Source organism: Koromonas humicola (assembly GCF_059726255.1).
This window is the reverse complement of the sequence record NZ_AP040873.1, coordinates 4,165,382-4,191,697: the sequence shown is the minus strand read 5'-3', so window position 1 is coordinate 4,191,697 and position 26,316 is coordinate 4,165,382. Positions and strand designations below refer to the sequence as shown.

At 57.3% G+C, this 26,316-nt stretch carries 26 protein-coding genes and 1 tRNA gene; 14 read left to right on the top strand and 13 right to left on the bottom strand.

Annotated elements, in window-relative coordinates:
- Positions 1–52 precede the first annotated feature (52 nt).
- Both gatB and AC6IZD_RS18220 read right to left on the bottom strand, forming a co-directional pair.
- Entirely contained in the window at positions 53–1,528 is a 1,476-nt protein-coding gene (gatB, locus tag AC6IZD_RS18225) for an Asp-tRNA(Asn)/Glu-tRNA(Gln) amidotransferase subunit GatB (RefSeq protein ID WP_497785015.1), read from the bottom strand.
- An 11-nt stretch (positions 1,529–1,539) separates the two neighbouring features.
- Positions 1,540–1,938, bottom strand: a complete 399-nt coding sequence (locus tag AC6IZD_RS18220; protein WP_497785014.1) for a PadR family transcriptional regulator — start codon at positions 1,936–1,938, stop codon at positions 1,540–1,542.
- A gap of 89 nt (positions 1,939–2,027) precedes the next feature.
- On the opposite strand from AC6IZD_RS18220, the gene AC6IZD_RS18215 reads away from it, so the two are divergent.
- Positions 2,028–2,408, top strand: coding sequence for a NifB/NifX family molybdenum-iron cluster-binding protein (locus tag AC6IZD_RS18215; protein ID WP_497785013.1), 381 nt, complete (start codon positions 2,028–2,030; stop codon positions 2,406–2,408).
- 127 nt (positions 2,409–2,535) lie between these two features.
- Here AC6IZD_RS18215 and AC6IZD_RS18210 read toward each other — a convergent pair whose 3' ends face one another.
- Positions 2,536–3,168 carry a hypothetical protein gene (locus AC6IZD_RS18210; RefSeq protein WP_497785011.1) on the bottom strand — a complete coding sequence of 211 codons (633 nt, stop codon included), beginning with the start codon at positions 3,166–3,168 and terminating at the stop codon, positions 2,536–2,538.
- Positions 3,169–3,199: 31 nt separating this feature from the next.
- Between AC6IZD_RS18210 and AC6IZD_RS18205 the strand changes: the two genes are divergently transcribed.
- The 8 genes from AC6IZD_RS18205 to AC6IZD_RS18170 all read left to right on the top strand — a co-directional run bounded on the left by AC6IZD_RS18205 (position 3,200) and on the right by AC6IZD_RS18170 (position 12,026).
- Positions 3,200–4,567, top strand: coding sequence for a 3-deoxy-D-manno-octulosonic acid transferase (locus AC6IZD_RS18205; RefSeq protein ID WP_497785009.1), 1,368 nt, complete (start codon positions 3,200–3,202; stop codon positions 4,565–4,567).
- The gene (gene lpxK, locus AC6IZD_RS18200; protein WP_497785007.1) at positions 4,564–5,505 is read left to right on the top strand and encodes a tetraacyldisaccharide 4'-kinase; all 942 of its coding nucleotides are present in this window, start codon (positions 4,564–4,566) and stop codon (positions 5,503–5,505) included. Before AC6IZD_RS18205 ends, lpxK begins: the two co-directional genes overlap by 4 nt.
- Positions 5,506–5,531: 26 nt before the next feature.
- Complete coding sequence (locus tag AC6IZD_RS18195; protein ID WP_497785005.1) at positions 5,532–5,894, top strand: hypothetical protein; 363 nt, start codon at positions 5,532–5,534, stop codon at positions 5,892–5,894.
- A gap of 39 nt (positions 5,895–5,933) precedes the next feature.
- Positions 5,934–6,731 carry a type III pantothenate kinase gene (locus tag AC6IZD_RS18190; protein ID WP_497785003.1) on the top strand — a complete coding sequence of 266 codons (798 nt, stop codon included), beginning with the start codon at positions 5,934–5,936 and terminating at the stop codon, positions 6,729–6,731.
- 116 nt (positions 6,732–6,847) lie between these two features.
- Positions 6,848–7,534, top strand: coding sequence for a hypothetical protein (locus AC6IZD_RS18185; RefSeq protein WP_497785001.1), 687 nt, complete (start codon positions 6,848–6,850; stop codon positions 7,532–7,534).
- A 35-nt stretch (positions 7,535–7,569) separates the two neighbouring features.
- Complete coding sequence (gene rlmD, locus AC6IZD_RS18180) at positions 7,570–8,916, top strand: 23S rRNA (uracil(1939)-C(5))-methyltransferase RlmD (protein WP_497784999.1); 1,347 nt, start codon at positions 7,570–7,572, stop codon at positions 8,914–8,916.
- A 73-nt stretch (positions 8,917–8,989) separates the two neighbouring features.
- Positions 8,990–9,283, top strand: a complete 294-nt coding sequence (locus tag AC6IZD_RS18175; RefSeq protein WP_497784997.1) for a YciI family protein — start codon at positions 8,990–8,992, stop codon at positions 9,281–9,283.
- Between the two features lie 40 nt (positions 9,284–9,323).
- On the top strand, positions 9,324–12,026 hold the full coding sequence (locus tag AC6IZD_RS18170) for a ComEC/Rec2 family competence protein (protein WP_497784995.1): 2,703 nt from the start codon (positions 9,324–9,326) through the stop codon (positions 12,024–12,026).
- Between the two features lie 94 nt (positions 12,027–12,120).
- On the opposite strand, the gene AC6IZD_RS18165 is transcribed toward AC6IZD_RS18170, so the two are convergent.
- A complete protein-coding gene (locus AC6IZD_RS18165; RefSeq protein ID WP_497784993.1) occupies positions 12,121–12,399 on the bottom strand; it encodes a putative signal transducing protein in 279 nt (92 codons plus the stop codon).
- A 186-nt stretch (positions 12,400–12,585) separates the two neighbouring features.
- On the opposite strand from AC6IZD_RS18165, the gene AC6IZD_RS18160 reads away from it, so the two are divergent.
- A complete protein-coding gene (locus tag AC6IZD_RS18160) occupies positions 12,586–12,864 on the top strand; it encodes a hypothetical protein (protein ID WP_497784992.1) in 279 nt (92 codons plus the stop codon).
- A gap of 49 nt (positions 12,865–12,913) precedes the next feature.
- On the opposite strand, the gene AC6IZD_RS18155 is transcribed toward AC6IZD_RS18160, so the two are convergent.
- The 6 genes from AC6IZD_RS18155 to AC6IZD_RS18130 all read right to left on the bottom strand — a co-directional run bounded on the left by AC6IZD_RS18155 (position 12,914) and on the right by AC6IZD_RS18130 (position 17,891).
- Positions 12,914–13,711, bottom strand: coding sequence for a DUF3108 domain-containing protein (locus tag AC6IZD_RS18155; RefSeq protein WP_497784991.1), 798 nt, complete (start codon positions 13,709–13,711; stop codon positions 12,914–12,916).
- 4 nt (positions 13,712–13,715) lie between these two features.
- The gene (locus tag AC6IZD_RS18150; RefSeq protein ID WP_497784990.1) at positions 13,716–14,258 is read right to left on the bottom strand and encodes a methyltransferase family protein; all 543 of its coding nucleotides are present in this window, start codon (positions 14,256–14,258) and stop codon (positions 13,716–13,718) included.
- Between the two features lie 214 nt (positions 14,259–14,472).
- On the bottom strand, positions 14,473–14,952 hold the full coding sequence (locus AC6IZD_RS18145) for a hypothetical protein (protein WP_497784989.1): 480 nt from the start codon (positions 14,950–14,952) through the stop codon (positions 14,473–14,475).
- Positions 14,953–15,036: 84 nt separating this feature from the next.
- Entirely contained in the window at positions 15,037–16,164 is a 1,128-nt protein-coding gene (locus AC6IZD_RS18140; protein ID WP_497784988.1) for a glycosyltransferase family 9 protein, read from the bottom strand.
- A 42-nt stretch (positions 16,165–16,206) separates the two neighbouring features.
- Positions 16,207–16,680 (bottom strand): adenylyltransferase/cytidyltransferase family protein, encoded by a 474-nt coding sequence (locus AC6IZD_RS18135; RefSeq protein WP_497784987.1) that lies wholly within the window; start codon positions 16,678–16,680, stop codon positions 16,207–16,209.
- A gap of 158 nt (positions 16,681–16,838) precedes the next feature.
- Complete coding sequence (locus tag AC6IZD_RS18130) at positions 16,839–17,891, bottom strand: bifunctional heptose 7-phosphate kinase/heptose 1-phosphate adenyltransferase (protein ID WP_497784985.1); 1,053 nt, start codon at positions 17,889–17,891, stop codon at positions 16,839–16,841.
- Positions 17,892–18,031: 140 nt separating this feature from the next.
- Here AC6IZD_RS18130 and AC6IZD_RS18125 point away from each other — a divergent pair, with 140 nt between their 5' ends.
- Positions 18,032–18,436 carry a BLUF domain-containing protein gene (locus AC6IZD_RS18125; protein ID WP_497784984.1) on the top strand — a complete coding sequence of 135 codons (405 nt, stop codon included), beginning with the start codon at positions 18,032–18,034 and terminating at the stop codon, positions 18,434–18,436.
- A 217-nt stretch (positions 18,437–18,653) separates the two neighbouring features.
- Here the strand turns inward: AC6IZD_RS18125 and AC6IZD_RS18120 are convergent.
- Together AC6IZD_RS18120 and AC6IZD_RS18115 are read right to left on the bottom strand one after the other, a co-directional pair.
- A tRNA-Ser gene (locus AC6IZD_RS18120) sits at positions 18,654–18,746 on the bottom strand.
- 78 nt (positions 18,747–18,824) lie between these two features.
- Positions 18,825–21,314, bottom strand: a complete 2,490-nt coding sequence (locus AC6IZD_RS18115) for a M1 family metallopeptidase (RefSeq protein WP_497784983.1) — start codon at positions 21,312–21,314, stop codon at positions 18,825–18,827.
- 136 nt (positions 21,315–21,450) lie between these two features.
- Between AC6IZD_RS18115 and AC6IZD_RS18110 the strand changes: the two genes are divergently transcribed.
- The gene (locus AC6IZD_RS18110) at positions 21,451–22,218 is read left to right on the top strand and encodes a PP2C family protein-serine/threonine phosphatase (RefSeq protein ID WP_497784982.1); all 768 of its coding nucleotides are present in this window, start codon (positions 21,451–21,453) and stop codon (positions 22,216–22,218) included.
- Between the two features lie 62 nt (positions 22,219–22,280).
- Positions 22,281–23,942 carry a peptidylprolyl isomerase gene (locus AC6IZD_RS18105; RefSeq protein ID WP_497784980.1) on the top strand — a complete coding sequence of 554 codons (1,662 nt, stop codon included), beginning with the start codon at positions 22,281–22,283 and terminating at the stop codon, positions 23,940–23,942.
- Between the two features lie 96 nt (positions 23,943–24,038).
- Here AC6IZD_RS18105 and AC6IZD_RS18100 read toward each other — a convergent pair whose 3' ends face one another.
- A complete protein-coding gene (locus AC6IZD_RS18100) occupies positions 24,039–24,584 on the bottom strand; it encodes an inorganic diphosphatase (protein ID WP_497784979.1) in 546 nt (181 codons plus the stop codon).
- Positions 24,585–24,765: 181 nt separating this feature from the next.
- Here AC6IZD_RS18100 and murJ point away from each other — a divergent pair, with 181 nt between their 5' ends.
- Entirely contained in the window at positions 24,766–26,301 is a 1,536-nt protein-coding gene (gene murJ / locus AC6IZD_RS18095; protein ID WP_497784977.1) for a murein biosynthesis integral membrane protein MurJ, read from the top strand.
- Positions 26,302–26,316 lie beyond the last annotated feature (15 nt).

Below are 26,316 nucleotides of genomic sequence, written 5' to 3'. Positions count from 1 at the left end.
AGAAAAAGGCCGGAGCTCTTGCATAGCAGCTCCGGCCTTTGTTTTTGAAACTCTAGCTCAGCTTCTTGGTCAATAGCTGGTTCAAGACGGCTGGATTGGCTTTGCCTTTCGATGCCTTCATCACCTGCCCCACGAAGAATCCGATCAGCGTGGTTTTCCCGGCCTTGTATTGCTCGACCTGCTTTGGACTGGCCGCAAGCACGTCGTCGATCATTTTTTCGATTTCGCTGGTATCGGTGATCTGCTGCGGCTTTTCCTTTTCGTAGATCACCGGGAAATCCACCTTTTGTTCGAAGGCGTGGTCGTACAGTTCCTTCAGAATTTTCGAACTGATCGTCCCATCTTCGAGCAGATCGGCTGACATCCTCGCCCCAGCAATGGTGATCGGGGAATCTTCGAGTTCGAGCCCGGCAGCTTTCAGCCGACCTTGCAATTCGCTGATGACCAGGTTAGCGAGTTTCTTCGGCGATTTTGCCTTCTTTGCCTCGGACTCGAACGCATCGGCACGCGCCTGCGTAGCGGTGAGCACTGAGGCGTCGCCTTCGGTGAGTCCATACTCGGCAACCAACCTCTGCCGCTTCGCCTCCGGAAGTTCTGGCAAGGTCGCGCGAATCGCGTCCTGCTTCGCCTGATCGACTATCAGCGGTAGCAAGTCGGGCTCGGGGAAGTAGCGATAGTCGTGCGCACGTTCCTTGGTGCGCATTGTGTATGTGCGACCCTCGCCGGGGTTGTAGAGGCGTGTTTCCTGCACGATCTTGCCGCCTTCGTCCAACACCTCGGCCTGACGTTCGATTTCGTATTCCAGCGCCTGTCGCACAAATCGGAACGAGTTTACGTTCTTGATTTCGACCTTGGTTCCAAACTCTTTCTGCCCACGCGGACGGATCGACACGTTAGCATCGCAGCGCAGCGAACCTTCTTCCATGTTGCAGTCGCTCACGCCGGTGTAGAGGATGATCTCCTTCAGGCGCGTAAGGTATTCGTAAGCTTCATCCGGCGTGCTGATCTCGGGCTCTGAGACAATTTCGGCCAACGGCGTCCCGGTGCGATTCAGGTCAACGTAGGTCTTAGTGTCGGAATCGGCGAAGCCTTCGTGCATCGACTTGCCCGCGTCTTCTTCCATATGCAGGCGAGTGATGCCAATCCGCTTCTTGCCGCCATCGGCAGTCGGAACTTCGATCCACCCGTGCTCGGCCAAAGGCTTGTCATACTGGCTGATCTGGTATCCCTTTGGCAGGTCGGGATAGAAGTAGTTCTTGCGCGCAAAGATCGAGGTCTCGTTGACCGTCAGGTTCAGCGCCTGCGAGGCTTTCACGGCAAACTCTACCGCCTGCTCATTAAGCACCGGGAGCGCGCCGGGCATGCCAAGGCACACTGGGCAGACGTTCGTATTCGGGTCGGAGCCGAAGATGTTGGCACAGCCGCAGAAGATCTTCGTCTTGGTCAGGAGTTGCACATGCACCTCGAGACCAATCACCGTCTCATATTTGGACAAAACGCCCGCCGATTTATTTGCAGTTGTAGCCATATGAAGCTTGATTATAACTTCGTGCGAACCCTCCGCGAAAACGCCTGCATAGCCTGGCCAAGGCGTCCCAGCATGCCGCCCCACTCTGCTAAGTGCTCCCGTCCACTCTCCGTCATCGAATAGACGCGACGGGCTGGTCCCGTCCCCTTCACCTCCCACTTCGAATGAACATACCCATTCTGTTCCAGTGTGCGAAGTGTGCGGTAAAGGGCTGAGCGATCCACCTGCGAATCGGTCAGGGCGTACGCGGAGATTCCCTCGGCCAGTTCGTATCCATATGACTGCCCTTTTTCGTGCAGCATCATAAGCAGCGCCGGTTCAATGAACCGATAGATATTCCCCATGGCGCAAGCGCCCGGGGTGCCCTGATTTCGAGTTCCGAGATTCTCACTTCGAGGCGCGGTGCGCATTTCGATGCCCTCTCACCTCTAGTATAAGTTTACGTTTAGGTGTATTTTACACCTAATGCGTTTTTCCAAACGCACGCACGGAGATCGTCATGAAGATTGCAGTTGCCACCATCGATGGCGAAACAGTTTCACAGCATTTTGGACAAAGCAGGGGATTTATCGTTTTTGATGTCAAAGGCCTCGACATCAAGGGTCGCGTTTTGCGTACTGCATCGGACACGCCACACAATGAAGGCATTTGCCACGGTAGCAATGGCAGCCATGGAGGTGCTCTAGGGCTGTTGGAAGGATGCGATGTGCTGATCTGCGGAGGGATGGGCGGTGGCGCGGCAGCTGCCATGCAGAGTGCCGGAATTCAAACTGCCTTACTCCCCGGAATTGCCAGCCCGGACGCGGCCGTTGCCCAGTTCCTCGCAGGGAAGGGAAGCACAGCGGAAGCTGGCTATTGCCAGTGCGGGCATCACCACTAGAGCGGCCCCGAGTAACTCTGGCGGAATTCTGCCCTGTCGTTGTTCCCCGTTGCTCACAAAGGCCAGAGGTCTAGGACTTCGGGATACAGCATCTCGGGACCGCTAACCGTAACGGACGCGGTCGTGGTTACTGTTTCCCGAGTGGCACTTCGAAGTACATCAGCTCTTGGCCCTTCGCGTCCGTCACTCCGGTGACAAACAGTTGTGCACCGCGAGCGGGATCTTCCAAGTCACCCACGTCGAAGAACAGAAAGCCCTGCTGTCCGCCATGAGGTTCCACGGCCTTCGCCGCAAAGGACGCCCGTTCCAGTTGATCGCGATCTTCCTGCGATAGTCCGCCGTGTGCCTTGTTCTTTCCCGGCATGGGGATCGGCAGTTTGTCCTGCGCACGCGAATTCGGCGCACGCAAGTTGGTGAACACCCTGCGCAGATCCTCCATTGTGTAAGGATCGGCCTTGGCGCGGTCGCGTGTTACTAGCTGGAATCGTGCCTTGCTCAGCACTACTGGCGCGTCGCCGTCATTGGTGAACACCACCAAAACCGGCATGACGGAGCGCGCCTGCATATTCGGATGGAAGATAGACTGCTTTTCCGCGGTGTCATAGGCATCGGCCCCGAGCGTGATCTTCTCCATTGGGTGGGTGTCGTGATTGGCCATGGTCGAGGCCGGAACCAGTCGGGGCATGACAAAGTCGCGGGCGGCAAAAGCGCCTATTACCAGTGCGGCGAGCAGGATCGCGAGGCAAGCAGTTCGCTTCATGACGGGCATTATAGGGCGGGAGAGTGTCCGGATGGGTGCCGAAATTGCCCTCGGGACTGTTCCGGGATGGCTGATTCCTTTCGTCTGCTCTGGTCGCCCATCTACAATGGCTGGCGTGTATTTCTTCTATAGCGCAATCTTAGCCTTGGCGCTGCTGCTGTCGTTGCCGTGGTGGCTGGTGCAAATGTTCCGACTTGGAAAATACCGCGCCGGACTTTTGGAGCGGCTCGGCCGCGTACCCTCGCGCATTCATTCGGAGCCCAATGGCGCATCTGTTGCCTGGATTCATGCCGTGAGCGTCGGCGAAGCCCTGGCGATTGCTCCCCTGGTCAGGCAGTTGCTGGAGGTGGGGTATCGCGTGGTCGTCTCCACCACCACCCACACCGGGCAGAAACTGGCACGAGACAAATACGGCGCGGAAAACGTCTTTTATTTCCCGCTCGATTTCACCATCTGCATTCGTCCCTACCTGCGTGCGCTGCGTCCGTCGCTCGTCATCCTTGCTGAAACCGAATTCTGGCCCAATTTCCTGCGCCTCGCAGCCGATAGCGGAGCGCGAGTTGCGGTCGTAAACGCACGCATCAGCGATCGCTCCTTGCCGCGATATTTCCGCTGGCGTGGACTGCTCAAAACTGTGCTGTCTACGATCGAACTGTTTCTGGCCCAGAGCAAAGCCGATGCCGACCGCCTAAGCCAGATCGGCGCACTTCCTGAGCGCATCGAAGTCGCAGGGAATCTAAAGTTCGATGTTGCTCCGCCGGTGGAGTCGCCAACTGTGACGCAACTAGGCCAGCAGTTGCGATCCTCGGGCGCTCCCATCCTCGTAGCGGGAAGCACGGTCGAGGGAGAAGAGGAGTATGTACTTCAGGCATTCGAGATGGTTCTCATCGAACATCCCGCAGCATCGCTGGTGCTCGCGCCACGTCATCGTGAACGCTTCGACGAAGTCGCACAACTGCTCAAGGGAAAACGAATTCGTCATGTACGCCGCTCCGCGCCTAATGCTGCGGAGCAGGATCTGCGTGGCGCGGTCTTGCTGCTCGACACACTTGGAGAACTCGCCGCCATCTATCGGTATGCTGATGTTGCTTTCGTGGGGGGCTCGCTGGTTCCGCGCGGGGGACACAACATTCTGGAGCCAGCGTTCTTCGCACGTCCCATTCTTACCGGCCCGCACACGGAGAATTTCCGCGACATTCTCGCCTGCTTCGAGGCCGAACGCGCCGTTGTGCGCTGTACAACGAAGAATCTGGGCATTACGTTTGTTGCATTGCTGCGTGAAACTGCCGAACGCGAAGCCCTGGGCCAACGCGCACAACAGGTCCTTGCGGCACAGCGCGGAGCCACTGCCCGCAGCGTTACCCGCATCCTTGAACTTGCAGGGAGGCCGCGCACATGATTCCCGACCCCCTTACATTCTTGTTCTCGCTGGGCGTGCGGCTCCGAAATGCGCGTTATGACGCGGAACGTGCACACATTGTGCGCTTGAAATTGCCAGTCATCAGCGTTGGAAATATCAGCGTGGGCGGCAGCGGGAAGACCCCGTTTGTGCAGACCCTTGGGCGATGGCTCAATGCGCAGGACATCCCCTTCGACATCCTGTCGCGTGGCTACGGACGCAAGACAAAGGGCGTGCTGCAGGTCGATCCGCAAGGCAAAGCTGAAACCTATGGTGATGAGCCGTTGCTGTTGGCGCGCTCACTGAAAGCCCCGGTATTCGTCGGTGAAGATCGATATCAGGCGGGACTCGCGGCGGAAGCATTTGCCACGAGTTCGAGGCGGCCAGCGCGGCTACATATCCTGGACGATGGATTCCAGCATCGCCGCCTGCATCGCGACTTTGACATCGTTCTGCTCTCGCACAGCGATCTTCAGGGCAAGCTCCTGCCCTTCGGACGACTTCGCGAGCCACTGTCATCGCTGGCACGCGCAGATGCTGTTGTGGCCTCGGAGGATCTGGCCGCACTACTGACGCGCCCAAACATCTGGCACATTCGGCGTCGCTTGGTTCTGCCCGCTCCGGCGCCAACGCGCCCTATCGCCTTCTGCGGACTTGCTAGGCCGCGACAGTTCTGGCAATCGCTCTCCGACATCGGAATCTATCCAGTGGGGACCTTTGCCTTTGGCGATCATCATCGCTACAACGCGTTGGATATCGCTCTGCTGCAGCGACTGGCTCGGCAGCACGATGCCAACGGCTTTCTTACCACAGAGAAGGACCTTGTAAAGCTCGACGCTTCGGCGCTTGAACCGATTATGGCTCCCACGCTGATGATTGAACTTGAGCAGGCCAATGCGCGCTTCACTTCTATGCTTGAGCACGCGGGCGTTCGCTGATAAAACTTCGTTGCAGGAGAACGAAGGTGAAACAAAGGGTCGAGTGGATCTGGGCGGAGGTCTTCGGCATCGGTGGCCTCCTAGTCTGTCTCATGCTGGTCATGGCACTTCGACTCACTCACTCGCAGTTTGCCCTCTTTCTGCTGTTTAAGTGGGACAAACTAGCCGTCCCGGCCGCGGCAACCGTAACCTCGCTTTTCTATCCTGATGACGTTGCGTCCCGCGCCGGCGTCAGTGTTGAGGCATTCTTTGAAGCCATGATGGTGCTTGGCGCAAGCGTGCAAGGTGGAATAGTCGGATTCCTGATCGGCCTGGGGGTAAAGAGAATGCCGTGGGCTCAATCGCTACTCACCAGCGAATCGAAAGCGAAGTCAGCCATTTCGCAGTAGCCGTGCACTCCTCCACTTGTACTATCATGGGAAACCGCCATGCTGCTCGTAATGGATATTGGAAATACGGAGACGGAGTTAGGGCTGTTTCCTCTTAATCCCGACGGAAGCGCCGGTTCGGAACTCTGCGCGCAGTGGCACATCTCGACCCTGCATCATCAGACAGCCGACGAATATGGCGTGCTGATTCGGCAATTGTTTGCCATGCGCGAACTCGAACTCAGCGCAGTGCATGGCATCGTGGTCGCATCCGTAGTGCCGCCGCTTGCGACGCGCATCCGCCAGATGTGTGAGCGATACTTTGCTCAGAAGCCGCTGTTCATCGAGCCCGGCATCAAGACCGGAATGCCTGTCCACTATGACAATCCGGCCGAAGTCGGTGCGGATCGCATCGTGAATGCCATTGCTGCGTATGAGCGATTCCGCCAGAGCTGCGTGGTTGTAGATTTCGGCACCGCCACAACCTTCGACGCGGTTTCCAGTCGCGGCGAATACCTCGGCGGCGTGATCGCTCCCGGAATCATAATCTCCGCTGACGCGCTGTTTTCCCGCACTGCGCGCCTGCCTCGCGTGGACCTCAAGCGACCGCCGCACGTAATTGGAAGCAATACTGTTCATTCGCTGCAATCGGGAATCTTTCACGGTTACGTAAGTCTTGTAGATGGCGTCCTCGAACGTCTGCTTGCCGAGCTTGGACCAGCCAAGATCGTTGCCACAGGAGGATTGGCTGCATTTATCGCCAGCGGCTCGCAATTCCTTTCGGAAATCGACGACACGCTTACCCTGATGGGGCTGCGCATTGTGTGGGACCGCAATCTCCACAATCGGCGCCGCTGACCTTGCGCTATGCTAGTAACAATTGACGCTAATTCAAGCGCCCCTGCGGTACGTGAGCGCTGCGTCATTTCATAGCTGTGGTCGGGGTCCCTGCAGCAAACTTAGTCTGGATTATCGTGGAACATTTCTCGTATTTTTCTGAAATTGAAGAGCACTTCCAGCGCCGTCGCGGCAACATCCTCATCTGTTCGCCGCTTGACTGGGCGCTGATGGAGACCTGGAAGGAAGCAGGCATCCCGCTTGAGGCCGCTATTCGTGGCATTGATGCGGCATTCGATAAATATGATCGTCGGCCGAGCAAGGCACGAAAAATAAACTCCCTCGCCTACTGTCAGCAGGAAGTGCTTGCCGCCGTCGAAGATCTCAAGGAAGCTGCCATCGGCTCGCAACGTGATCCTGACGCGACTACCATTCCGAACGAAGACATTGCGCAGTATTTCGAGCGTAATGCGGCGGAACTCGCAGCCTGCAAACATTCGAACCCTGCAGTGGCTGCGCTTACATCGGAGCAGGCTTCAAAACTGCGCGAGCTTGCAGCGTCCATGAAGGCCAGCACGGCTGCCCCCGATCTCGAAGACCTTGAGCGACACATGACGGTGATGGAAGAAAAGCTCTTTGCGGCGTTGTGGAGCAACGCGTCCGATGACGAGCTTGTGGCAGCCCGCAGCCAGGCGGAGCGGGAACTTGCACCTTATCGCGGCAAAATGTCTGGTCCGCAGATTGACCAGTTGCTGCGCCAATACGGCAACAAACAGTTGATGGAGAAGTACAAACTCCCACGTCTCAGCCTGTTCTATCTCTAGAGTCTTCACGCGGGGATGCGACCGATTTTCGTCGCGTGGGTTATCCTCGTAGAGTGCAGTTCAACATTGAAAAACTAATCTACGGGGGAGACGGTCTCGCGCGCGTTCCAGCTTCTGGCGACGAGCGTCGAGGAAAGACCGTCTTTATCCCTTACGTCCTGCCCGGCGAGCAAGTCGAGGGACAAATAACAGAGGAGCGCAAGGGGTACACCCGAGCGTCACTCGTCCAGGTCCTCTCTCCATCTCCTGCGCGTGTTGCCGCTCCTTGTCCACACTTTGGCGTTTGCGGCGGCTGCCAATACCAGCATTCGGACTACACGGCTCAGCTTGATTTCAAGCGCCAGATCCTGCAGGAAACGATTCAGCGCGGCGCTAAGCTAACAGTCCCGGATATAGAAATTCACTCCGCTGAGCCATACGGGTTCCGTAATCGCACGCGCATGAAGATTGTGGTCGAGCCTGAGTTTTCGCTTGGCTACTATCGCCATGGCTCGCACGAACTTGAACCAGTGCGCCACTGTCCGATTAGCTCTCCGCTGATAAACAAGGCTATCGCGACAGTTTGGGATCTTGCGCCCGAGGCGGCTCCGCACACCGCACTGCGCGAGGTGCAGTTCTTCGCCAATCACGACGATAGTCAACTCATGGTTGAGCTGTTCATCCACCACGCGACTAAGCCCGGTTCACTCGCGAACTTTGCCAAGTCCCTACGTGAGCACATGCCTCAGATTGCGGGCGTGGCGGTCTTTGCCTCTGGACCAAGCGACTGTGACATTGACGACGGAAGTATCGACAACTCACGCCGGATTCTTCGCTCTGGGCCGCCGCACATCGAGGGCGCGGCGCACATCAGCTACAAGGTTGCGGATCGGACTTACCGAGTCTCAGCCGGATCGTTCTTTCAGACCAATCGCTTTCTGGCCAGCAAACTGGTCGAACTAGTTACCGCCAGACACGAAGGGCGAGCCGCGCTCGATCTATTCGCGGGCGTGGGACTGTTCACTCTTCCGTTGTCGCACAATTTCGAGCGCACGATGGCAGTCGAGATTGCGCAGAACTCTTTCGAAGACCTTGCCGTGAACTCCTCCGTACCGCACATACAAACTGTGCACAGCACGACGGAGGACTATTTGAAATCTGCGCGCGGGCGCTGGGACTATGTAGTAGTCGATCCTCCGCGAGCGGGACTTGGCGAGCGCGTTGCCAAGCTGTTGGCCACATTGTCCGCCCCCCGAATCGCGTATGTCTCGTGCGATCCGGCCACGCTGTCCCGCGATCTCGTTTCGCTCATCGCCGCTGGATACCGAGTGGAGCAGGCTCACATGGTGGATCTGTTCCCACAGACATATCACATGGAAACGGTTCTTCATCTGGCGCGCTAATAGCTGACCGAAGAAGATCTACATCAAAGCTGAGCCTCTTTGCCGTAATCTGGCCAGCGATAAGGAGCAGAGAATGTACGCACTGGTTGTGATTCGTTACCGGCTTCCGATCGAGGAGGTCGCAAAGGTCACCGACGAACACCGCGCTTACCTGCGCGAGCAAAAGGCAAAGGGAATTCTGCTTGCCTCCGGGCCGATGGACCCGCGCGTGGGAGGCGCACTACTGGTACGCGTACCCGACGGCAATGTGCAGCAGGCGCTCACAGAACTGCGCGACAACGATCCCTTCTACAAGAAGAACGTCGCCAACTACGAGCTCATTCCTTGGAATGTCGTTATCGGCAACGAAGCACTCGACAAGCTATAAACTCGCTCTACTGAAATTCTGATCGGCGCTTCCGGTCGCTTTGCACGGGAAGCGCCATCTGGCGAATCTTTCGCCTAGCAAGACCTTGATCTCTGACGCGCCCGAAAATCCGGAAGCTCCCCGCCGCCGACCTCCAGCCGCACCGCTCTTTGCTGCCACCGTGGCTTTTGCTGTTGGCATCCTGCTGCAGACCTATACCTTCAAGCCACCTGCATTGATGTTGTTTTGCGCATTGTCCTTAGCCTGCGCTTCAGCGCTCGCACTGCGGTTCGCTGCTCCACGTCGTCGCGCACTGATTGGTTACACCGCGGCGATTCTGGCTTTCGTGCCAGCCGGAGCGCTTCTTACGGAGGCAAACTCCTCGCGCCCTCATCCTGAACCAACGATCCTGGGTTATGCGGGCGGCGATGAACTCACCCTGACCGGCTACGTAGCACGTGACAGTTCGCGTCGTGCCGGGCGTGATGCCCGCGAATCACTCGACCTCGCGGTGGAGCAGGCGCAATTCGATGGCGACGTTCCGCGCGCTGTTACGGGCAATGCACGGCTCAACGTATATGTTCCGGGCTCTCGAATGGTATGGAACGAGGATGAGCAGAACGACGACGAAGAGCAGGCGGCGCTCCCCGACTACGACTACGGCCAGCGTCTGCGAATTCGTGCCAAACTCCGCCCACCGACGAACTATCGCAACCCCGGCAACATGGATTATGTGGGCTGGTTGCGAGGGCAGGGAATTGCAGTCCTCGGCTCGGCGAAATCGACAAATATCGATGTTCTGCCTGGTCTTGGCGGCACACGCTTTGCACGGTGGCGTTCACATGCCCGGCGTAGCGTTCTGCAACATATGGAACATCTGTGGCCTGCGCCGTATGCAGGGCTCTTTCAGGCAATGGTGTTTGGCGAACGCGGCCTCGTATCGCACGATCAGCGCCTTGAATTTCAACGCAGTGGAACCTTTCACCTGCTCGTCGTCAGTGGCATGAACGTTGCAATCTTCGCCGTGTTTCTGCTTTGGCTGATGCGCTGGCTCCGCCTTCCACTCGAATGCGGCATCGTCGCGAGCGTTGTCCTCACCTGTGGCTACGCTTGGCTTACTGATCTCGGAGCGCCGATTCTGCGCTCGGTGATCATGATCGTTGCCTACCAGATCGGAGCGCTGCTCAACCGCGATCGTGCCCCACTGAATACGGTTTCGCTCGCGGCGTTGCTCCTGCTGGTAGCGAATCCTCAAACCCTCTTCGACGCCAGCTTCCAACTGACGATCCTCGCGGTGCTCACAATCGCCGGAATCGTCGTGCCGATTCTGTCGCGCACGACAACTCCGATTCGCGATTGTCTGAACGACCTTCCTAGTCTCCAGCGTGATCTCACGTTGCGCCCGCGCCAGGCACAATTCCGTCTCGACCTCCGCGACATTGCCGGGAAGATCGGTATTGTGATTGGCTATCGTCCTGCACTTTGGATCATCACGAAGCTCATCACTGCGATTGTCGCTGTTGCAGAGCTCGCAGCCATTTCCGTCCTGATGCAGATGGCGCTCATGCTGCCTACGGTCTGGTACTTCCATCGCGTGAACTCCCACGCAATCTGGGCCAACATGGCAGTGCTGCCGCTGACGAGTCTGCTGATGCCTGCCTCGATGCTGGCTGTCGCATTCTCGTACATTGCAAACTCCGTGACGACGCCTTTCGCTATTGTTGCGCGCTGGTCGTTGCGGGGAATCCTCTTTACGGTGCACTGGTCCGGCGGAGCCCAGGTGCCCGATCTTCGTGTGGCCATGCCTGCGCTCACCGCAATGCTCACGGTGGCGGCGGCCTACGCCGTCGCTTTGCTGCTGGCTCGTCGCCACTTCCTGCTCACGACGGCTTCGGTCGTATTGCTTGCCACTGCTGCCTGGAATCTCTTTCAGCATCCGCGACCATTTGTTCACGATCCTGCGCGACTGGAAATCACGGCCATCGATATCGGGCAAGGGGACTCATTCCTGCTGGTCACTCCCGCCGGACACACCCTGCTGCTTGACTCGGGCGGTCTGCTGCCGATCAGCCATAGCGAACTCGACATCGGCGAAGACGTCGTCTCTCCTTACCTCTGGCAACGTGGACTCACTCACCTCGATGCTGTTGCGTTCAGTCACGGTCACGCCGACCACATCGGAGGCATGTCGGCCATCATTCGCAATTTCCACCCTCGAGAACTGTGGTACGGCCCCAATTTCCCGTCGCTTGAGGTTGACACTCTGGATGAAACCGCGGACCGCTTCCATGTGCGACGCCTGGAGCGTCACTATGGAGATCGATTCACCTTCGACGGCATTCGCTTTGAGGTCCTCTCGCCGCCAGTCGATTGGGAGCTGAAACCGCGTGGCCAGGACGATGCATCAATGGTTCTGCGGCTCACGTATGCAGGACACACGGCTCTGCTCATGGGCGATATCCATAAGCGAATGGAAAAGCTGCTGGTCGAGGACGCCGAAACGCATCACCGTTCTCTGCATGTAGATCTGCTGAAGGTGGCCCACCACGGCTCGAACACCTCGTCATGTGACGAACTGCTGGACGCGGTACGCCCGAACTATGCCGTCGTCTCCTCCGGAATCCGCAACCCCTTTAGGCACCCGCGACCTGAGGTCATCGACCGACTCGCCGCTCACCACGCGCGCACATACCGTACGGACCTCTTCGGCCCCATTACGTTCTATATGGATCGAGAGGGAGTGCACCCATATGTGCCAAGGTAAGGTGAGGGGAAACATGTTCTCGCAGCAGAACTGGTCAACTGACGTGTAAATACAAAGCGCGCCCCGCAGGACGCGCTCTGGCATACCGAAATCTTTATCCTTGAGCTTCTGCCTCGGCTTCTGCTTCGGACACGCCCTTGTTCCTGTATTCCTCGATGATGGCACGTGCCTCTTCGGATTGATCTTCTCTCACCTGCAGAGCCACTCCGCCCACACCTGGCAGTACGTCCTGCGGAGCGTCGAAATTGGTCTGCAGCGCGTCGATTCCGGCGGATTCCAGTAAGGCCTTTACCACCATGACTTCGGATTCCTGCTCGCTTTCAAATACATTCACCAAGGCTTCGTTCGGCTCTTCTCTGAGTGGCTCGGCCATAGATTTCTCCTCCTCACTTCGATGCGACTGATGAGGGTAGTACCGCCCAGCCCGGCGGTCAATCCTTATCGCCGTGGCAAAACATTGTTGACCTCAAATTGCACTTAGCGAGGGCAGTTTTCGAAACACCGCTTGGCGGCTGTTCGACATCGAAATAACAGCACGTCGGAACGAGGAGTACTTTGCATGAGTCATGAAAAACCCGAGTACGCACATCAAGCCGACCAGCTCCAAGCCGAGCAGAAGGAGGAAGGGCAACGCCTCCGACGCTTGCAGATCATGATGAACCTGGTCATGCAGGTCATTGCCCAGGATCCCAAGCTCACGTTCGAAGAAGCTTCTCAGATGGTGGCCGATTCTCGTACAGCAGCCCTGGCCATGTTCCCCGGCAAGGAACTTGCCTACGATCTGCTCTACCGGCCTCGTTTCCAACGCTTGATGCGCGAACGCTTTCGCCTGCAATAAGAAATGCGCGGCTCGCGAGCCGCGCATTTCTTACAAGTTTAGAAGGAAGCTACCTGTCTACCCGGGTCAGGCGCAGCGTCATCGTTCCCCAGAACAGGCGGGAGCGCATTTGCACCGGCAGGTGCTGGGCGTCATCCGTGTACCAGATCCACACCTTGCCCCGACCCTTCAGCGGTCCTGTGTCAGACGAAACTCCAACCCGCACGGTATGGAATGTTCCTGCATCAGTTTTTACGTCCTCCCGCCCCTCAACGTAAGCTTTCACGTCCACCGTCTTGCCGCCGTCGTTCAAGGGGAAAACGTGAGTAACTCCGGGATCAAGTCGCTGCGCTGCCAAGTAGTAAATGCCTGAAAGCACATCTGTCACGCATGCCGGGGAGTCCGTTTCCTGGTGCTTTGTCTCCCCATTGCGCAGATTGCGCTCGTCCAGAACGCTTTTGCCGCGATAAGGATCGAACTGCAGGGAGGTCTCGCGCTTGTGAAGCCCTTCTTCCGTATGTTTCACAATGCGTTGCGAGCAGAAGGTGCGACGGTCAAAGTACGATTCCAGTCGGTCCTGCACTCGATAAAGCACGGCGACGGCCCCGGCCGCTTCTGCCGTACCGATCACGTGCTGCTGATCGCCTCGTTGCTCAATCCTCAGCGTCCCTGTGCCGGCCTTCCAAAGCCGCCACTCGGCGTCATAGTGCAATGTCTCATTGTTAGGGAATCGCCGAGAGTCGCCAGGCTGAATGGCCGCCTTGGTCACGGCTGAAATCGTGGCCTGCTGCGCCTGGGCGACCGGCAGAGGGGCCAGTGCAACCATAGCTCCCAGAGTCCAACCGATAATCGATCGTAGAGTTCGCATCCGTTTAGTGCGCTATCCAGATCCGCTTGGCTACCAGAACGGCGATTACCGTCAAGGTTCCAAGCAGGGCATTGTACTCACGATGCTGCAGGTAAAGCTCTCGCGAAAACCGCGACTGTCCCTCTTTGCCCGCCCGTAGCCGCGGTACCAGCCTCGGAACCCGGGCACAATAGTCGGCGTAGTTGGCAAAATGCTGGGTCAGAAACTGCTCCTCTCCCCGGATCACAGGGATATAGATGAGGGCAAACATCACCAGCAGCGCCACCGCAATCTCCCAGCGTAGGGACGCCAAGGCAAATCCAAGAGCGATGACAATGGAGCCAAAGTACAGCGGATTCCGCGTGTAGGCGTAGGGACCGGTCGTCGCAAGTTCTTCATTCTTCTTGACATGTCCACTGGCAATGGCGCGAATCCACACGCCTACCAGCGCCACTGCCGATCCCGCCGCCAACGACCACCAAACGGGTTGAGCCCGCCACAAAAAGAAAACTGCAAATAAGAACCCGAGGGGCACACGAATTCTTTTGGCGATACGTCCCCAGTCCATTACCCCTCGCTTTTACTCAGAGCTGCCCTTGTATTCTAAGGCATCAGGCGAGAACCACGAAGCCCACCAATAGCTTACCTTCGAGAAATTGAAACGGAGAATATGAGAAGTAATAACCTGAGAATGGTGTGATTAGGCAGCGCCGGAGCACATAGACGCGTTCAGTAAGGTACCCGACTGCCAGAATAACTTGGGATAAGGGCCATTGTTGCTCTCATCGGAGCAGATGAAGGCTCTGCTGCTTGATTTCGTCGAAGAAAGACTTTACGTCTGCCAAAGGGACGTCCCACTCGGATATCGGATTTCCATTTTCTGAGACAGTTATTCGGTCATGCAAGAAGCTGCTCGCCTCAGCGACTGAAAACTCCCGGTCAAGTTGGTCATAAAACAGTATGTGGTTCTGCACATGCACTGTGTATGCCTCGCCACGATAGAGAGCCCACCATTCCAGATTTGAGGACTCTTGCGGATTCACATAGTAGGTAATCAAGACCGCTTTTTCATCGCCCGCGAGAAAACGTTCGAGAGAGCGCAGCCATTGAGATTGGTATGCCCGTTTGTCCCACTCGTACAGGCTGGATGAGAACTCCTCGTCGAGTGTTCCTGCTACGATTCTACCGACAGCCGATGGTATCGTCGGATCATCGTCGCGGTACTGATCTGGACGATCCGTGAATGAGATCATGAACGCCATTGCAGCACCTTTTCTTTGAATACCGAGTGTAACTGGATATCGATTGCACCTTTGCGCATCGGCTTCCCTCTGTTTGGAAACACGTCACCCCAGTAGTTCCCCCGCTTGCTCCATCACCTGCTCGACCGAGATCTTCTGTAATCCAGCATCTTCCGTCCGGCTGTGGCTGTAGCTGGTGATACTCGATGCATTGCGCAGCACCCGAGTTCCCGGCCAGAACGGACCATTTCTCGCCGGATCGGTAGGCCCAAACAGCGCGACGGTCTTCACCCCGAGCAGCGCGGACAGATGCATCGGCCCCGTGTCGCCGCCCACGAAAAGCTCTGAGCGTCGCGCCAGTGCAATGAGTTCGCTTAATGAAGTGGACAACGCGACCGCCTCGCCGCCACTTGCGGAAACGGCTTCCCGCGCCAGTTCTTCCTCTCCCGGCCCGTAGTTCACCACCGAGCGCAGTCCTCGCGCCGCGAGCCGCTTTGCCAGTTCACCATATCGCACAGGAGGCCATTGCTTCGCCCCCCATCCTGCGCCGGGATTCAGAATCGCGATTTGCTCTCCTGCGAGTCCAGATGTTCTGAGTTTGGCCTCGATTCGCTCTTCGCTGGCATTGTCGCGAGGCATCAGCGCTGTTCCCGGTTGCAGCGCAGAAGTCACCGGAGGCAGTCCGATTTCCTCGAACCACTTCTGCACAATTTCGATGTTCTGCTCGATAACGTGTTCGGAGCTGCCTTCGACCAGTGTGCTGTAGAGAGTCCTTGCGATTCGTTCTCGCGGTGTACGAAAGCCAACAATCATCTTCGGTCCCGCTAGACGAGCAACGACTGCCGACTTGATTGCGCCCTGCATCTCAAGTGCAGCATCATAGTGCGCCTGCCGCATCTGGCCGATGACCGAGCCAAAATCCCTTCGTGTATCCGCCGCCAGCAGATGCTTGCGCCATCTGCGCGTGTCCACCAGGTGAACCTCGTCCACCAGTGGACGCCCCGCGCTGCGCGACCCTGCCAACTCGACGTCGTTAGCGCAAAGCAGCTCGCGCCAGCGCCGCTCCACGACCCAGCCAATATGCGCCTCGGGCAGCGCCCTGCGCAGCATTGCCACCGCCGGGAGAGCGTGCAGAACGTCGCCCATCGCGCCCAAACGCACGATGAGCACACGGGGATTCAGCCTTGTTTCTTCTCCTGCCCGGTTTCTTATGAGCTTTGCTGCTTCAGACATTCCGGCTCGCAACGCGGTCGGAGCCGCAGTAGCGTTGGGAGCTCATGAGCCGCTCCCAGTCTTTTCCAGCAGCGCGGTGCTGGAGTGGTCTTTGGGATCGCCCACAATCTCCACTCGCCCGCCATAAACCATCACTTCGTCGCGCTCGGGAACCGATTCAGCGCTGTAATCCGTGCCTTTTGCCTGCACGTCGGGGTGAATCTCGCGAATCAGCGCTCTTACGTCGGGTTCGCCGAAGATGACAACTGCGTCAACGCACGCCAGCGCGGCGATGATCTCGGCGCGCTCCGCCTCTGGAATAGTAGGGCGCGGAGCCCCTTTCAGTCGTCGTACGCTCTCGTCGGAGTTGATTCCGACCACGAGCTTGCCGCCGAGCGCACGCGCGGCCTGCAGGTAACGAACATGCCCAACATGCAACAGATCGAAGCAGCCATTGGCCAGCGTCACGCGCTCACCTGCGCTGCGCCACTCGGCAACGCGAATTGCCAACTCTGCACGATCCAGAATCTCTCCCACTCTTCAATTCTCCACAACTCACGAGGGTGCCCCATCCTAAACTCGTGTTTCTTAGTTTAGGGTGGGGTTGTTGCTTTTTGTCTTTGTCGTCGCCTTCAGAAAGCGAGCGTCTTCTCGCTTCTAACCTCGCGAAACTCGCTAACCTCGCGAACTTCGCATCACTCCCCGATAGCCTCTAGCAGTTCCTTCTGGCTCACCGTGGCCGTTCCGCGCTTCATGACCACGATTCCACCAGCGTAGTTGGCAAGCTTTGCCGCCAGCGCCGCATCGGCACCCGCAGCCAGCGCAGCCGTGAATGTCGCAATCACCGTGTCGCCCGCGCCCGTCACATCGACCACCTGATTGCTGCCGTAAATCGGAATCTCCACTGGCTCATGTTTCTTGCCGAAAGCGACCATGCCGTCACCACCGCGGGTGATCACCAGAGAATCAAGCTTCATTTGCTTCAGCAACTCGGCTCCGGCTTCGAAGAGCTTTTCGCGATCATCGCCAATGCTGACGTTCAATGCGGCCTCAACCTCCGACTCATTCGGAGTCGCCGCAGTCACGCCTTCGTAGTCGGTAAGGCGATAGCGGCTGTCGAGCGTCACCGGAGTGTCCCCGAGCACGCCCTTCGCACGCACAAAGTTGAACAGCCTCGGCGACACCGATCCATAGCCGTAATCGCTCAGCAACACCCCATCGGCCGCAGGAACGTATTCACGCGCCGAGTTCACCAACTCCACTAGTGCCGGATGCGTATCCTTCAGTTCCTGGCACTCGCGGTCGATCCGTACCACCTGCTGACGCGAGGAGTGGGAGGAATATGCCAGTAGGCGCGTTTTTGTGGTTGTGACATGGCCTTTTAACTTCGAAATTCCACTGACGGAAATCTTGTTCCGACGAAGAATTTGCAGCAGCGCACGTCCGGCTTCATCGTCGCCAACCATTCCCACCGGCAGAGGTGTTACGCCCAGCGCAGCGAGGTTCATGATGGCGTTCGCACCGCCTCCCGGAACCAGAGTACGGTCACGATGCTTCAATATCAGCACTGGAGCCTCGCGCGAAACACGGGAGATCTCGCCGGTTACAAACTCATCGGCGATCATGTCGGCCATCACCAGCACGCTCAGTTTTGAAAAGGCCTCGACAATCCGGCGCAGTCGTTGCTGCTCGGTCAAGCCCTGCTGGTTCAGACGTTTGCGGGAATTTGTAGTTTGTGTGCGTGCCATTGCACAAAGATTTTCTCACGCCACTGCAAACTGCGTTCAGCCATTCGACCCTTTTTCGAACACCGGTGCTTTTCCGGTGTTGGTACTCAGGGTGCGCACGCGGAGTTGTTTGATTGTTATTCGGGAAACTCCGCTGTACCATGCGCGGGATGCGATCGATCGTCTATTTCAGCACCGCTAGCCAGCCGATGCCGGAAGAAGCGCTGGATGCCCTCCGGCGAGAGTGCGTCGATAATGACAGCCACGTAGGCATTACGGGCATGCTGTTGCATAAGGGAGGCCATTTCCTGCAGGTGATCGAAGGCAGTGGCCCGGTCGTTCGCGACATGTTTGCTCGAATCACGGCCGACCCGCGACATACCGACATCTTTGTAATCAGCGATCGCAACATCGATGGCCGCGAATTCGGCGGGCAGCTTGGCTTCCGCGATCTCGATAAATCCTCCCCCGGAACTCCGTACCTCTCCCCCTTTACCGCAGAAGCCTTTTCAGCCGATCCTGATCTCGCGTTGCTCACACTGTCGTATTTCTATCGCAACGCGTAGGTTGCGGGCGCAGGGCCTGTGTGAGCACTGCGTGTGATTTCATGATGATCCAGATCCCATCTTTACTGATGAATTTGCGCCTTTGCCGAATTCAAGACGAACAATGGGCAGCAATTAGGGAAAGTGTAGGGACGATAAGGAGACAAACGTCTGAGTAGCAGGCCGGTGCAAACAAAAAATCGACGGAACCCGTCGATTGTATTTGCTTAGGATTTTCTGGCGGAGAGAGGGGGATTCGAACCCCCGGTACAGCTTTTGACCGTACAACGGTTTAGCAAACCGCCGCCTTCAGCCACTCGGCCATCTCTCCGCACACAACGGCTGAGCCGATTATAACGGAAGCATTTCTGTTTCGTATATCCACCGGCTGCCGATTTCGAGCTTTATTTTAGTACAGCCTCAAGAGACGTCGCTCAGGGTCCACCAGCAGCTTACGAGTCCCCTGTGGAACCTTGATCTGCAGAGGCGCCTCGTTCCCATCAGTAAACACCCGCTCTACAAAAACGCGCTCCCCACCTGCGAGTTCCGCAAAAATCGGCACCGAGGTGATCAGGGAATTGGGCGCCTGCTGCTGGGTAATGGTGAAACTGGCCATTCTCGCCTCTCCGCGTTGGCGGAAAGTGAGGTTCTTGATCTCGATTCTTGGTACAGAGCTGCCGCTAACCCATTCATCAAAGAACCACTTCAGGCTACGCTCGCCTTCAAACTTGGCTTTTGCCGGCAGGAATTCCTCCAGAACCTTGCGAAAATCCTCAGTCGTGGCGGTGTTTCGGTCATATCTTCGGCCGAACTCGCGGAGGGCAGCAAGAAAGCGTCCTTCTGTGACGTTCTGTCCAGTCGCGGTCTTCTTGTCGAGGTTCTCGTAATCGGCGAAGTAGTCGCGCAGCATGAACATGAGCCACAACCCGCGGCCATAGGTCACCGGAATATACGCATTGGGAAAAATCGAGGACGAGAGCCTATACCCAAGCGTGACAGGACCCGCATCCGCGTAGCTCTTGCCCTTGGCATTCGTAGCCAGAAGTTCTTCGCGGTAGTACTCCAGCAACGCCCGGGCACGAACAGGATCCTTCTCCTCCATGATCATGTAGGCACTCAGGCTCGCAAGCGCCTCCATGAGCCACTGATCTCTATAGCTCTGCCACGCCACGCGATCGCCCCACCATTGGTGCGCCGTCTCGTGATCCTGCATGAACCCGTCGTATATCAGTCTCCGAAACTCGTCCAGCGACAGTGCCCGCCGCTCCTGATCATTGAGGTACGCAAAGCTGCTGAGATACACGAGTGTTGGCCATCCCTGTGACACCGGGCCGGGCAATTGCGTTAGTGCCAGTTCCTTGTAGGGGAACGGACCAAACCACTCCGAGTACTTCTGGATGGTCTCGGCCGATCGCTGTGCCATAGCGATGTTCCTTGCAGAGGATTCCTTCGCGAGCACTGGAGTCGCCATTGCGATAGGTTCCTCGACAACTCCGGCCGAATAGCTTGCAATCGTCACGCCCTCGACTTGAGCCGAAGCCTTCGAAAACTGCCCGAGGTTAAACCCGGCCAGCGGTATGCTGCCCTCCGAACGCCATTCGCCCACACTCTGATCGCCTTCTTCGTGGGTCGAGATGTGATGCCCTGTGGCAACGAGGGTCCACTCCTGCGGCCAGCGGAAATTCAAGTCGAAGCGGCTCATCTGCATGCCGCGATTCGGGTACCAGATGCCGCGTGCACCGACGTACAGCAACCCCGGAGCGGCCTGCTGCATGACGGCCCCTGCGTACTGAAAACGTAGTCGATAATGCTCCCCGGATTGCAACGTATGCGGCATCACGACGGTTACGACATCGTTTCCGACCCTGGCGAGTTCACTGCCTGTCAGCGCCTCGTTCTGCAGAAATTCGACCTCGGCTCCGTCCACCTTCACACTGCTCACCTGAAGCCAGCGGGAGAGCTCGAAATTGAGCAATCTTTGGCCGCCATGCCGAACCTCCAACTCAAGCTCCGCCGTAGCCTGCAGGGTTTCGGGAGGAGTCAGAATCGTGTCTATCTGAAAGGCAGTAACTGGTACGGCCGAGGCAGAGCCGACCGGATCGACAACGCGCTGCGCGCCTTCAGCTTCGGCCTTGCGCCCAGGAAACGCCATCCACACGTCGAAAAAGGGCTTGTCGTCTGAGTGCCCGAGGTTACCGACCGTGAATCGATCTTCCTGCAGCGAGTCGTGGAAAACATCAAGGTTGCCCACCCGAGTCGCGAGCCTCACATGCAGGAATCGATCTATTGCGGCTAGCGAAGGTGCTTCCGTGAAGCTTTCCATCAACCGCAAGGCATCAAGTTCGGCGAGTTCCCGCGATATTTCCTGATGGCTTGCTATGAACTCTTGCGGCTGTTCTTCGGTGTCACGCAAGTATGGTTTGAGTTGAGTCAGTAGGTCGTCATTGAATCGGAAATATGCGGCTGAAAAGCGTTCATCCAGCACGCCCATTCCGGAGAAAAGTCCCAGCGAAGCGTGCTCCGTGATGTTTGGCGGACGCATGAGGACTTCGCCATCGCCAACGAAATAGGCTCCGGTGACGCGGCCCTCGACGTCTTCTGTGAATGCAATTGTGCCGTCGGTGAGATAGAGGTGAAGTTCATCGCGATCCATCACGGCTTCGCGCACATGGAACACCTCTTTCTCGTCGAGTCCCACCGATCGCAATGCGCGATACAGTGTCGCGGTGGGGCCGTTGCTAGGCGCCTTTTCGAGAGGTCTTGGCGGAGGTGGAACGACAACAGCGCCTGGAAGCTGTAACGTCGGGCCCTCCCACGGCGGCACGGCGCCTCTTTGCTGAGCAGACAGCACGGACGAGCATAAAACCAAACTCAGGAACGCGAAACCAATGCGATTCATTCAATCCAATCCAACTAAGGGACTCACCTGAAACAGTTCACACGATTGGCAAACACGATACAGGAAACTTCATCTCGGCACATTCATTACTGTTCTGCTGCACTCTGAAACGTGCTAATTTCAATTCATTGCAGCCATGAAGCTCTTGAATTTCATAGCTCCGCACCCCAGTGTGCTCCGAACTCCGGCACCACTGGTCACTCCTGTGATGGACTCCGTGCGGGTGGATCTGCAATATCATCGGGCACGAAGCGGCGGAGATTTCTTTGACGCTCTCAATATCGACAACTCGCGCCTCGTCTTCCTCCTTATAGATATCGCTGGTCGGCGCGCAAGCGCCATGGATCTCGCAGCTTTTGTGCAGGATGAATATCGCCGACATGCGCCGGAACTGCTCACGGGAGAGGTCAACGAGTCTGAAGCTATCTCAGCTCTTTGCTTGCACCTCAACCGAACCATTCTGAGCCTGTCTGCACGTGCGCACATGGCCGCGGCCTTCCTCGGCGTGTTCAATTCCGAAATTGGGACTCTGACCTATATCAATGCCGGGCACGTCCCCGGACTCCTTCTTGCCGAAGACTCCAACGAGTTTCTGGAATCCACGGGCCTGCCGCTCGGGTTGTTTTCCCATGCTACCCACGAGGCCTGTTTCCGGGTAATTCCCCTGGATGGCGCGCTGGTCTTGGCTTCGCGCGGCATTGTGGAGGCGAGGGGCGATTCTGGCCTGCTTTCCACCCTAGGCCGCAACCCGGAGTTCGGCGCCCAAGGGCTTCTGCACGCGACTCACGGCGTCGAGCGTGTCGCCCCAGTGCTTTGCCGCCGCGTGCTGGACGCAGCTTTGGAGCACGCCGGCACGCATGTGGACAACGACATGTCGGTCGCAGCCATCTCTAGAGACGCCTAGCCTTTTACTTCATCTTTGCCCTGAAGACGCTATCCGGGATTTGCAAACCGGGTAGACGCTGGATGATGTGCTTCCCGGGAGTTACAATAAATCGTCTTGTACCGCCAAATTACCAGCGGCGTTCCGCCTGTAAACCGGGCCGGATTCGCAACGCGCCCCGGATCTCAATGAAGAAGCTTTTGTTGTCGCTGATCGCCCTCTGTTCCATAGCCTCACCAGCCCTCGCGCAGCAAGACACTGTCGTTGAGGAGATCGTCGCTCGCGTGAATAACTCCATCGTCACGCGCGCTGACCTCAAGAAGAACCAGGAGCAGACCGCTCAGGAACAGAATGTTCCGCGAAACGTGGTGGAAGAGCGTCAAGCGAACTCATTGCGCGATCTCATTGATCAGCAGCTCCTGATTCAGAAGGCAGCCGATCTCGGAATCTCCGCCGACGCCGACTTGGTGAAGCGCCTCGATGACCTGCGCAAAGAGATGAAGGCTGGCTCCATGGAAGACCTCCAGAAGATGGCCGAAGCGCAGGGCGTAAGTTGGGAAGACTTCAAACAGAATACGAAGAACAACATCCTTACCCAGAAGGTGATCGGGTCAGAAGTCGGACAGCACGTGCAGGTCACGCGCGAAGAAGCGCAGAAGTTCTATGAAGACCACAAGGCCGACCTTGCTCAGCCTGAGCGCGTACGCCTAAGCGAAATTCTGATCGCGGTGAACCCGAACGCTCCCAAGCCGGAAGCGGGCAAAGAAAACAAGATTGAGGAGCCTTCGGCCGAGCAGGTTGCAGCCGCCGAAGCAAAAGCCAACTCCATCTATCAGCAGCTCAAGTCTGGCGCCAAGTTCGATGAAATCGCCCGCAAGGAATCCAACGGTTCCACGGCCGAGCAGGGCGGCGATCTTGGATACTTCAAGCGCAACGATCTCGCCAAGGAACTTGAGGACAAGTCGTTCAGCCTCAAGGCGGGACAATTCACCGAGCCGATCCGCACCCGGCAGGGTTTCATTATCCTGCGCGTAAACGATCACATTGATGCCGGTCTGCCATCGTTTGATCGCGTTCGCGAGCAGATTCAGGAACAGCTCTATAGCCAGAAGATTCAGCCTGCGCTGCGCGACTACCTGACCAAGTTGCGCGAAGAAGCCTACATCGACATCAAGCCCGGTTACACCGATACCGGAGCTAGCCCGAATCAGACCAAGCTGGTCTACACCTCCGAGGCGGGTCCGAAGACCAAGCAGGTTCGTGGCAAGATGGGCATGGGCAAGAAAAAGACCGTAGTCGTGGTCGGTCACGACAAGAACGAGAAAGTTCCGACGGGGAGCACCTCAGCACTGGGCCGCGCGAAGTCTGAAGTGGATGCCAAGCAGAAGGTCGACGATGATCGCAAGGCCGCCGCTGCTGCCGCTGCCGCCAAGGCCAAGGCTGACGCCGAAGAGAAAGAAAAGCTGAGCAAGATGTCTCCGAAGGAGCGCAGCAAGTACCTGGATCACAAGAAGCACGAGGCAAAGGCGGAGGCAAAAGCTGCGAAGAAGGCCGAGAAGAAAGAGCAGAAGCTAGCCAAGCAGGAAGCCAAGAAGAAGGCTCAGGAAGCCAAGGCTGCCAAGAAGGGCAAGACTCCTATCGCCAAGCCTGAACAACCCAAAACTGCGGAGACTGCGGAGAACAAGGATCAGCAAGCCGAGTCCAGCGCGCCTCCGAAGAAGAAGAAATCAATATCCTGGTTCTAACCGGGAGGGAAGTATCCAGCGCGGGCCTCGTGCCCGCGTTTTTTCATGCACAAAAGAAGCGGTCCCGAAGGACCGCCGCGTTAAAAAAACTAATAACTACTTCCCAAATCCGCTACGTCGCTGTCTGCTGTAGGCGGCCAGTGCGGACTCAATTACCGGGTAAGCCTCTTCTGCTGGCTGAACCTCCTCGACCTCCACTGCTTTACCTTCGAGCAATTTGTAGTCCTGGAAGAAGCGGCGCAGCATCATTAAACGGTGCGGAGGCATCTGCTGCGCATCGGTGTAGCTGTTGAACTCCGGATCCTTGCTGGCAACAGCAATGATCTTATGATCCTTCTTGCCGCCGTCAATCATCGTCATCAATCCCACGGTCCGCGCCTGGATGATGGTCAACGGAACCACAGGTTCCTGACAGAACACCAGAACGTCAAGTGGATCATCGTCTTCCGCCAGTGTCTGCGGAATGAACCCGTAATTAGCCGGGTAGTACACGGCCGAATACAGGATTCGGTCAAGCTTGATCATCCCGCTCTGCTTGTCCAACTCATATTTCACGCTGGAACCAAACGGAATCTCGATTACCGTATTGAACTCAGTGGGGATGTTGCCACCGGGTGTGATGTCGTGCCATGCATGTATCATTAAGTACCCCTAATAGAAAACCTGTGTTGTCATTGTACTGAATCCTGCTCTCGACGCGCATTCCGGGCCGAATTCGAAGAGCGAACGTGTAGAATCAATCCCAGTTTTCACCTTCACCGAGATGATCGAAACGACCTCCGAACGAGCGCCGAAGCCTCTCAGGCGCAGAGCCGCAGCCACCATGGTTGCCGCTGGAATTCTACTCAGCCGACTTAGCGGGCTCATCCAGTTCCGCCTCTTCGCCCATTATCTGGGCACGTCGATCGCCGCTGATGCTTATCGAGCCGCGTTTCGCGTGCCTAACATGCTGCAGAACTTGCTCGGCGAGGGAGTGCTCTCGGCTTCATTCATTCCTGTATATGCGCGGCTTCGCGCCGAAGGGCGCAACAAGGAAGCGAGCGAACTGGCCGAAGCCGTGTTTGTCCTGCTGTTCCTCGTGGCCAGCATCATCGTTGCACTTGGCATCGTTTGCGCTCCGATCCTGGTCAGCGTGCTCGCTCCCGGATTCCACGGCGAAAAACGAGACCTTACCATCGCATTTGTCCGAATCGTTTTCCCGGGCACAGGATTGTTGGTCTTCGCCGCCTGGTGCCTTGGAGTGCTGAACAGTCATGGGCGGTTTTTCCTCTCCTACGCTTCGGCAGTGATGATGAATCTGGCGATCATCGCCACGCTGATCTGGCAAGGAGGACTGCGGGGCCATGGCTCAGTTTCACTTGCATACGCGATCTCGTGGGCCGCAGTGGCCGGAGCCATTCTGCAGTTTGCCGTTCAGGCTCCGGTTGTGTTCTCCGTGCTACGCCCGCTCACCGGAAATGTTCAGTTGCGCACGGTTCACGTTGCTGCGGTCATTGCAGCATTCATTCCCGTGTTCATCAGTCGGGGCGTTTTCCAAATCTCGGGATTTATCGATCTGCAGCTTGCCAGCTTCCTACCCAGCGGCAATGTTCTGCTCAACTACGCGCAGACGCTCTACATGTTGCCGGTTTCACTGTTTGGGATGTCGGTATCAGCCGCTGAATTGCCCGCAATGTCGAGCGCCATCGGGACTGACTCGGAAATCGCTGCGACCTTGCGCACGCGACTGAGTGCTGGGCTTGAGAAGATTTCCTACTTTGTCGTTCCGTCGGCGGTAGCGTTTCTCGCGCTTGGTAATGTAGTGGCTTCCACGCTGTATCGCACCGGAAAATTTACTGAGCAGGATGTGCTATTCGTCTGGGCGGCGCTGGCTGGCTCTGGCGTAGGTCTGCTGGCACAGACCATGGGACGCCTGTATTCATCTACGTTCTACGCGCTGCGCGACACCCGCACTCCCCTGCGATACGCTCTCGTGCGCGTTGTTCTGACGCTCTGCTTGGGCTATCTCTTCGCGCTGCCCTTGCCAAGGGCTTTGGGAATCGATCACAACTGGGGCGTTGCCGGATTGACCTCTTCTGCGGGCATTGCTGGCTGGATCGAGTTTGCGCTGTTGCGTCGCGGTATCCAGGCGCGGATCGGCCACGTTGTGTTCTCGGCCACGCGCGTCCTGAAACTCTGGGCTGCTGCGCTTGTAGGAGCAGCTTTTGCCGTGCTGGTCGAGTGGCGACTTCACCTCACCTCACCTGTGCTGCGAGGCATGGTGATCCTCACCGTCTTCGGCTGTATCTACCTTGCGCTTACGTTTGCAATGGGGCTAGGCGGAAGTTTGGCGGCGCGTTTCGCTAGAAAGCGCGGCTAGGCTATTCGCACTGCA

Bases quoted from the DNA above. Each gene is read 5' to 3' on its own strand.
- gatB (WP_497785015.1), bottom strand. From the start codon at position 1,528: ATGGCTACAACTGCAAATAAATCGGCGGGCGTTTTGTCCAAATATGAG.
- AC6IZD_RS18220 (WP_497785014.1), bottom strand. From the start codon at position 1,938: ATGCGCACCGCGCCTCGAAGTGAGAATCTCGGAACTCGAAATCAGGGC.
- AC6IZD_RS18215 (WP_497785013.1), top strand. From the start codon at position 2,028: ATGAAGATTGCAGTTGCCACCATCGATGGCGAAACAGTTTCACAGCAT.
- AC6IZD_RS18210 (WP_497785011.1), bottom strand. From the start codon at position 3,168: ATGAAGCGAACTGCTTGCCTCGCGATCCTGCTCGCCGCACTGGTAATA.
- AC6IZD_RS18205 (WP_497785009.1), top strand. From the start codon at position 3,200: ATGGGTGCCGAAATTGCCCTCGGGACTGTTCCGGGATGGCTGATTCCT.
- lpxK (WP_497785007.1), top strand. From the start codon at position 4,564: ATGATTCCCGACCCCCTTACATTCTTGTTCTCGCTGGGCGTGCGGCTC.
- AC6IZD_RS18190 (WP_497785003.1), top strand. From the start codon at position 5,934: ATGCTGCTCGTAATGGATATTGGAAATACGGAGACGGAGTTAGGGCTG.
- AC6IZD_RS18175 (WP_497784997.1), top strand. From the start codon at position 8,990: ATGTACGCACTGGTTGTGATTCGTTACCGGCTTCCGATCGAGGAGGTC.
- AC6IZD_RS18165 (WP_497784993.1), bottom strand. From the start codon at position 12,399: ATGGCCGAGCCACTCAGAGAAGAGCCGAACGAAGCCTTGGTGAATGTA.
- AC6IZD_RS18160 (WP_497784992.1), top strand. From the start codon at position 12,586: ATGAGTCATGAAAAACCCGAGTACGCACATCAAGCCGACCAGCTCCAA.
- AC6IZD_RS18155 (WP_497784991.1), bottom strand. From the start codon at position 13,711: ATGCGAACTCTACGATCGATTATCGGTTGGACTCTGGGAGCTATGGTT.
- AC6IZD_RS18150 (WP_497784990.1), bottom strand. From the start codon at position 14,258: ATGGACTGGGGACGTATCGCCAAAAGAATTCGTGTGCCCCTCGGGTTC.
- AC6IZD_RS18145 (WP_497784989.1), bottom strand. From the start codon at position 14,952: ATGGCGTTCATGATCTCATTCACGGATCGTCCAGATCAGTACCGCGAC.
- AC6IZD_RS18140 (WP_497784988.1), bottom strand. From the start codon at position 16,164: ATGTCTGAAGCAGCAAAGCTCATAAGAAACCGGGCAGGAGAAGAAACA.
- AC6IZD_RS18130 (WP_497784985.1), bottom strand. From the start codon at position 17,891: ATGGCACGCACACAAACTACAAATTCCCGCAAACGTCTGAACCAGCAG.
- AC6IZD_RS18125 (WP_497784984.1), top strand. From the start codon at position 18,032: ATGCGCGGGATGCGATCGATCGTCTATTTCAGCACCGCTAGCCAGCCG.
- AC6IZD_RS18115 (WP_497784983.1), bottom strand. From the start codon at position 21,314: ATGAATCGCATTGGTTTCGCGTTCCTGAGTTTGGTTTTATGCTCGTCC.
- AC6IZD_RS18110 (WP_497784982.1), top strand. From the start codon at position 21,451: ATGAAGCTCTTGAATTTCATAGCTCCGCACCCCAGTGTGCTCCGAACT.
- AC6IZD_RS18105 (WP_497784980.1), top strand. From the start codon at position 22,281: ATGATGTGCTTCCCGGGAGTTACAATAAATCGTCTTGTACCGCCAAAT.
- AC6IZD_RS18100 (WP_497784979.1), bottom strand. From the start codon at position 24,584: ATGATACATGCATGGCACGACATCACACCCGGTGGCAACATCCCCACT.
- murJ (WP_497784977.1), top strand. From the start codon at position 24,766: ATGGTTGCCGCTGGAATTCTACTCAGCCGACTTAGCGGGCTCATCCAG.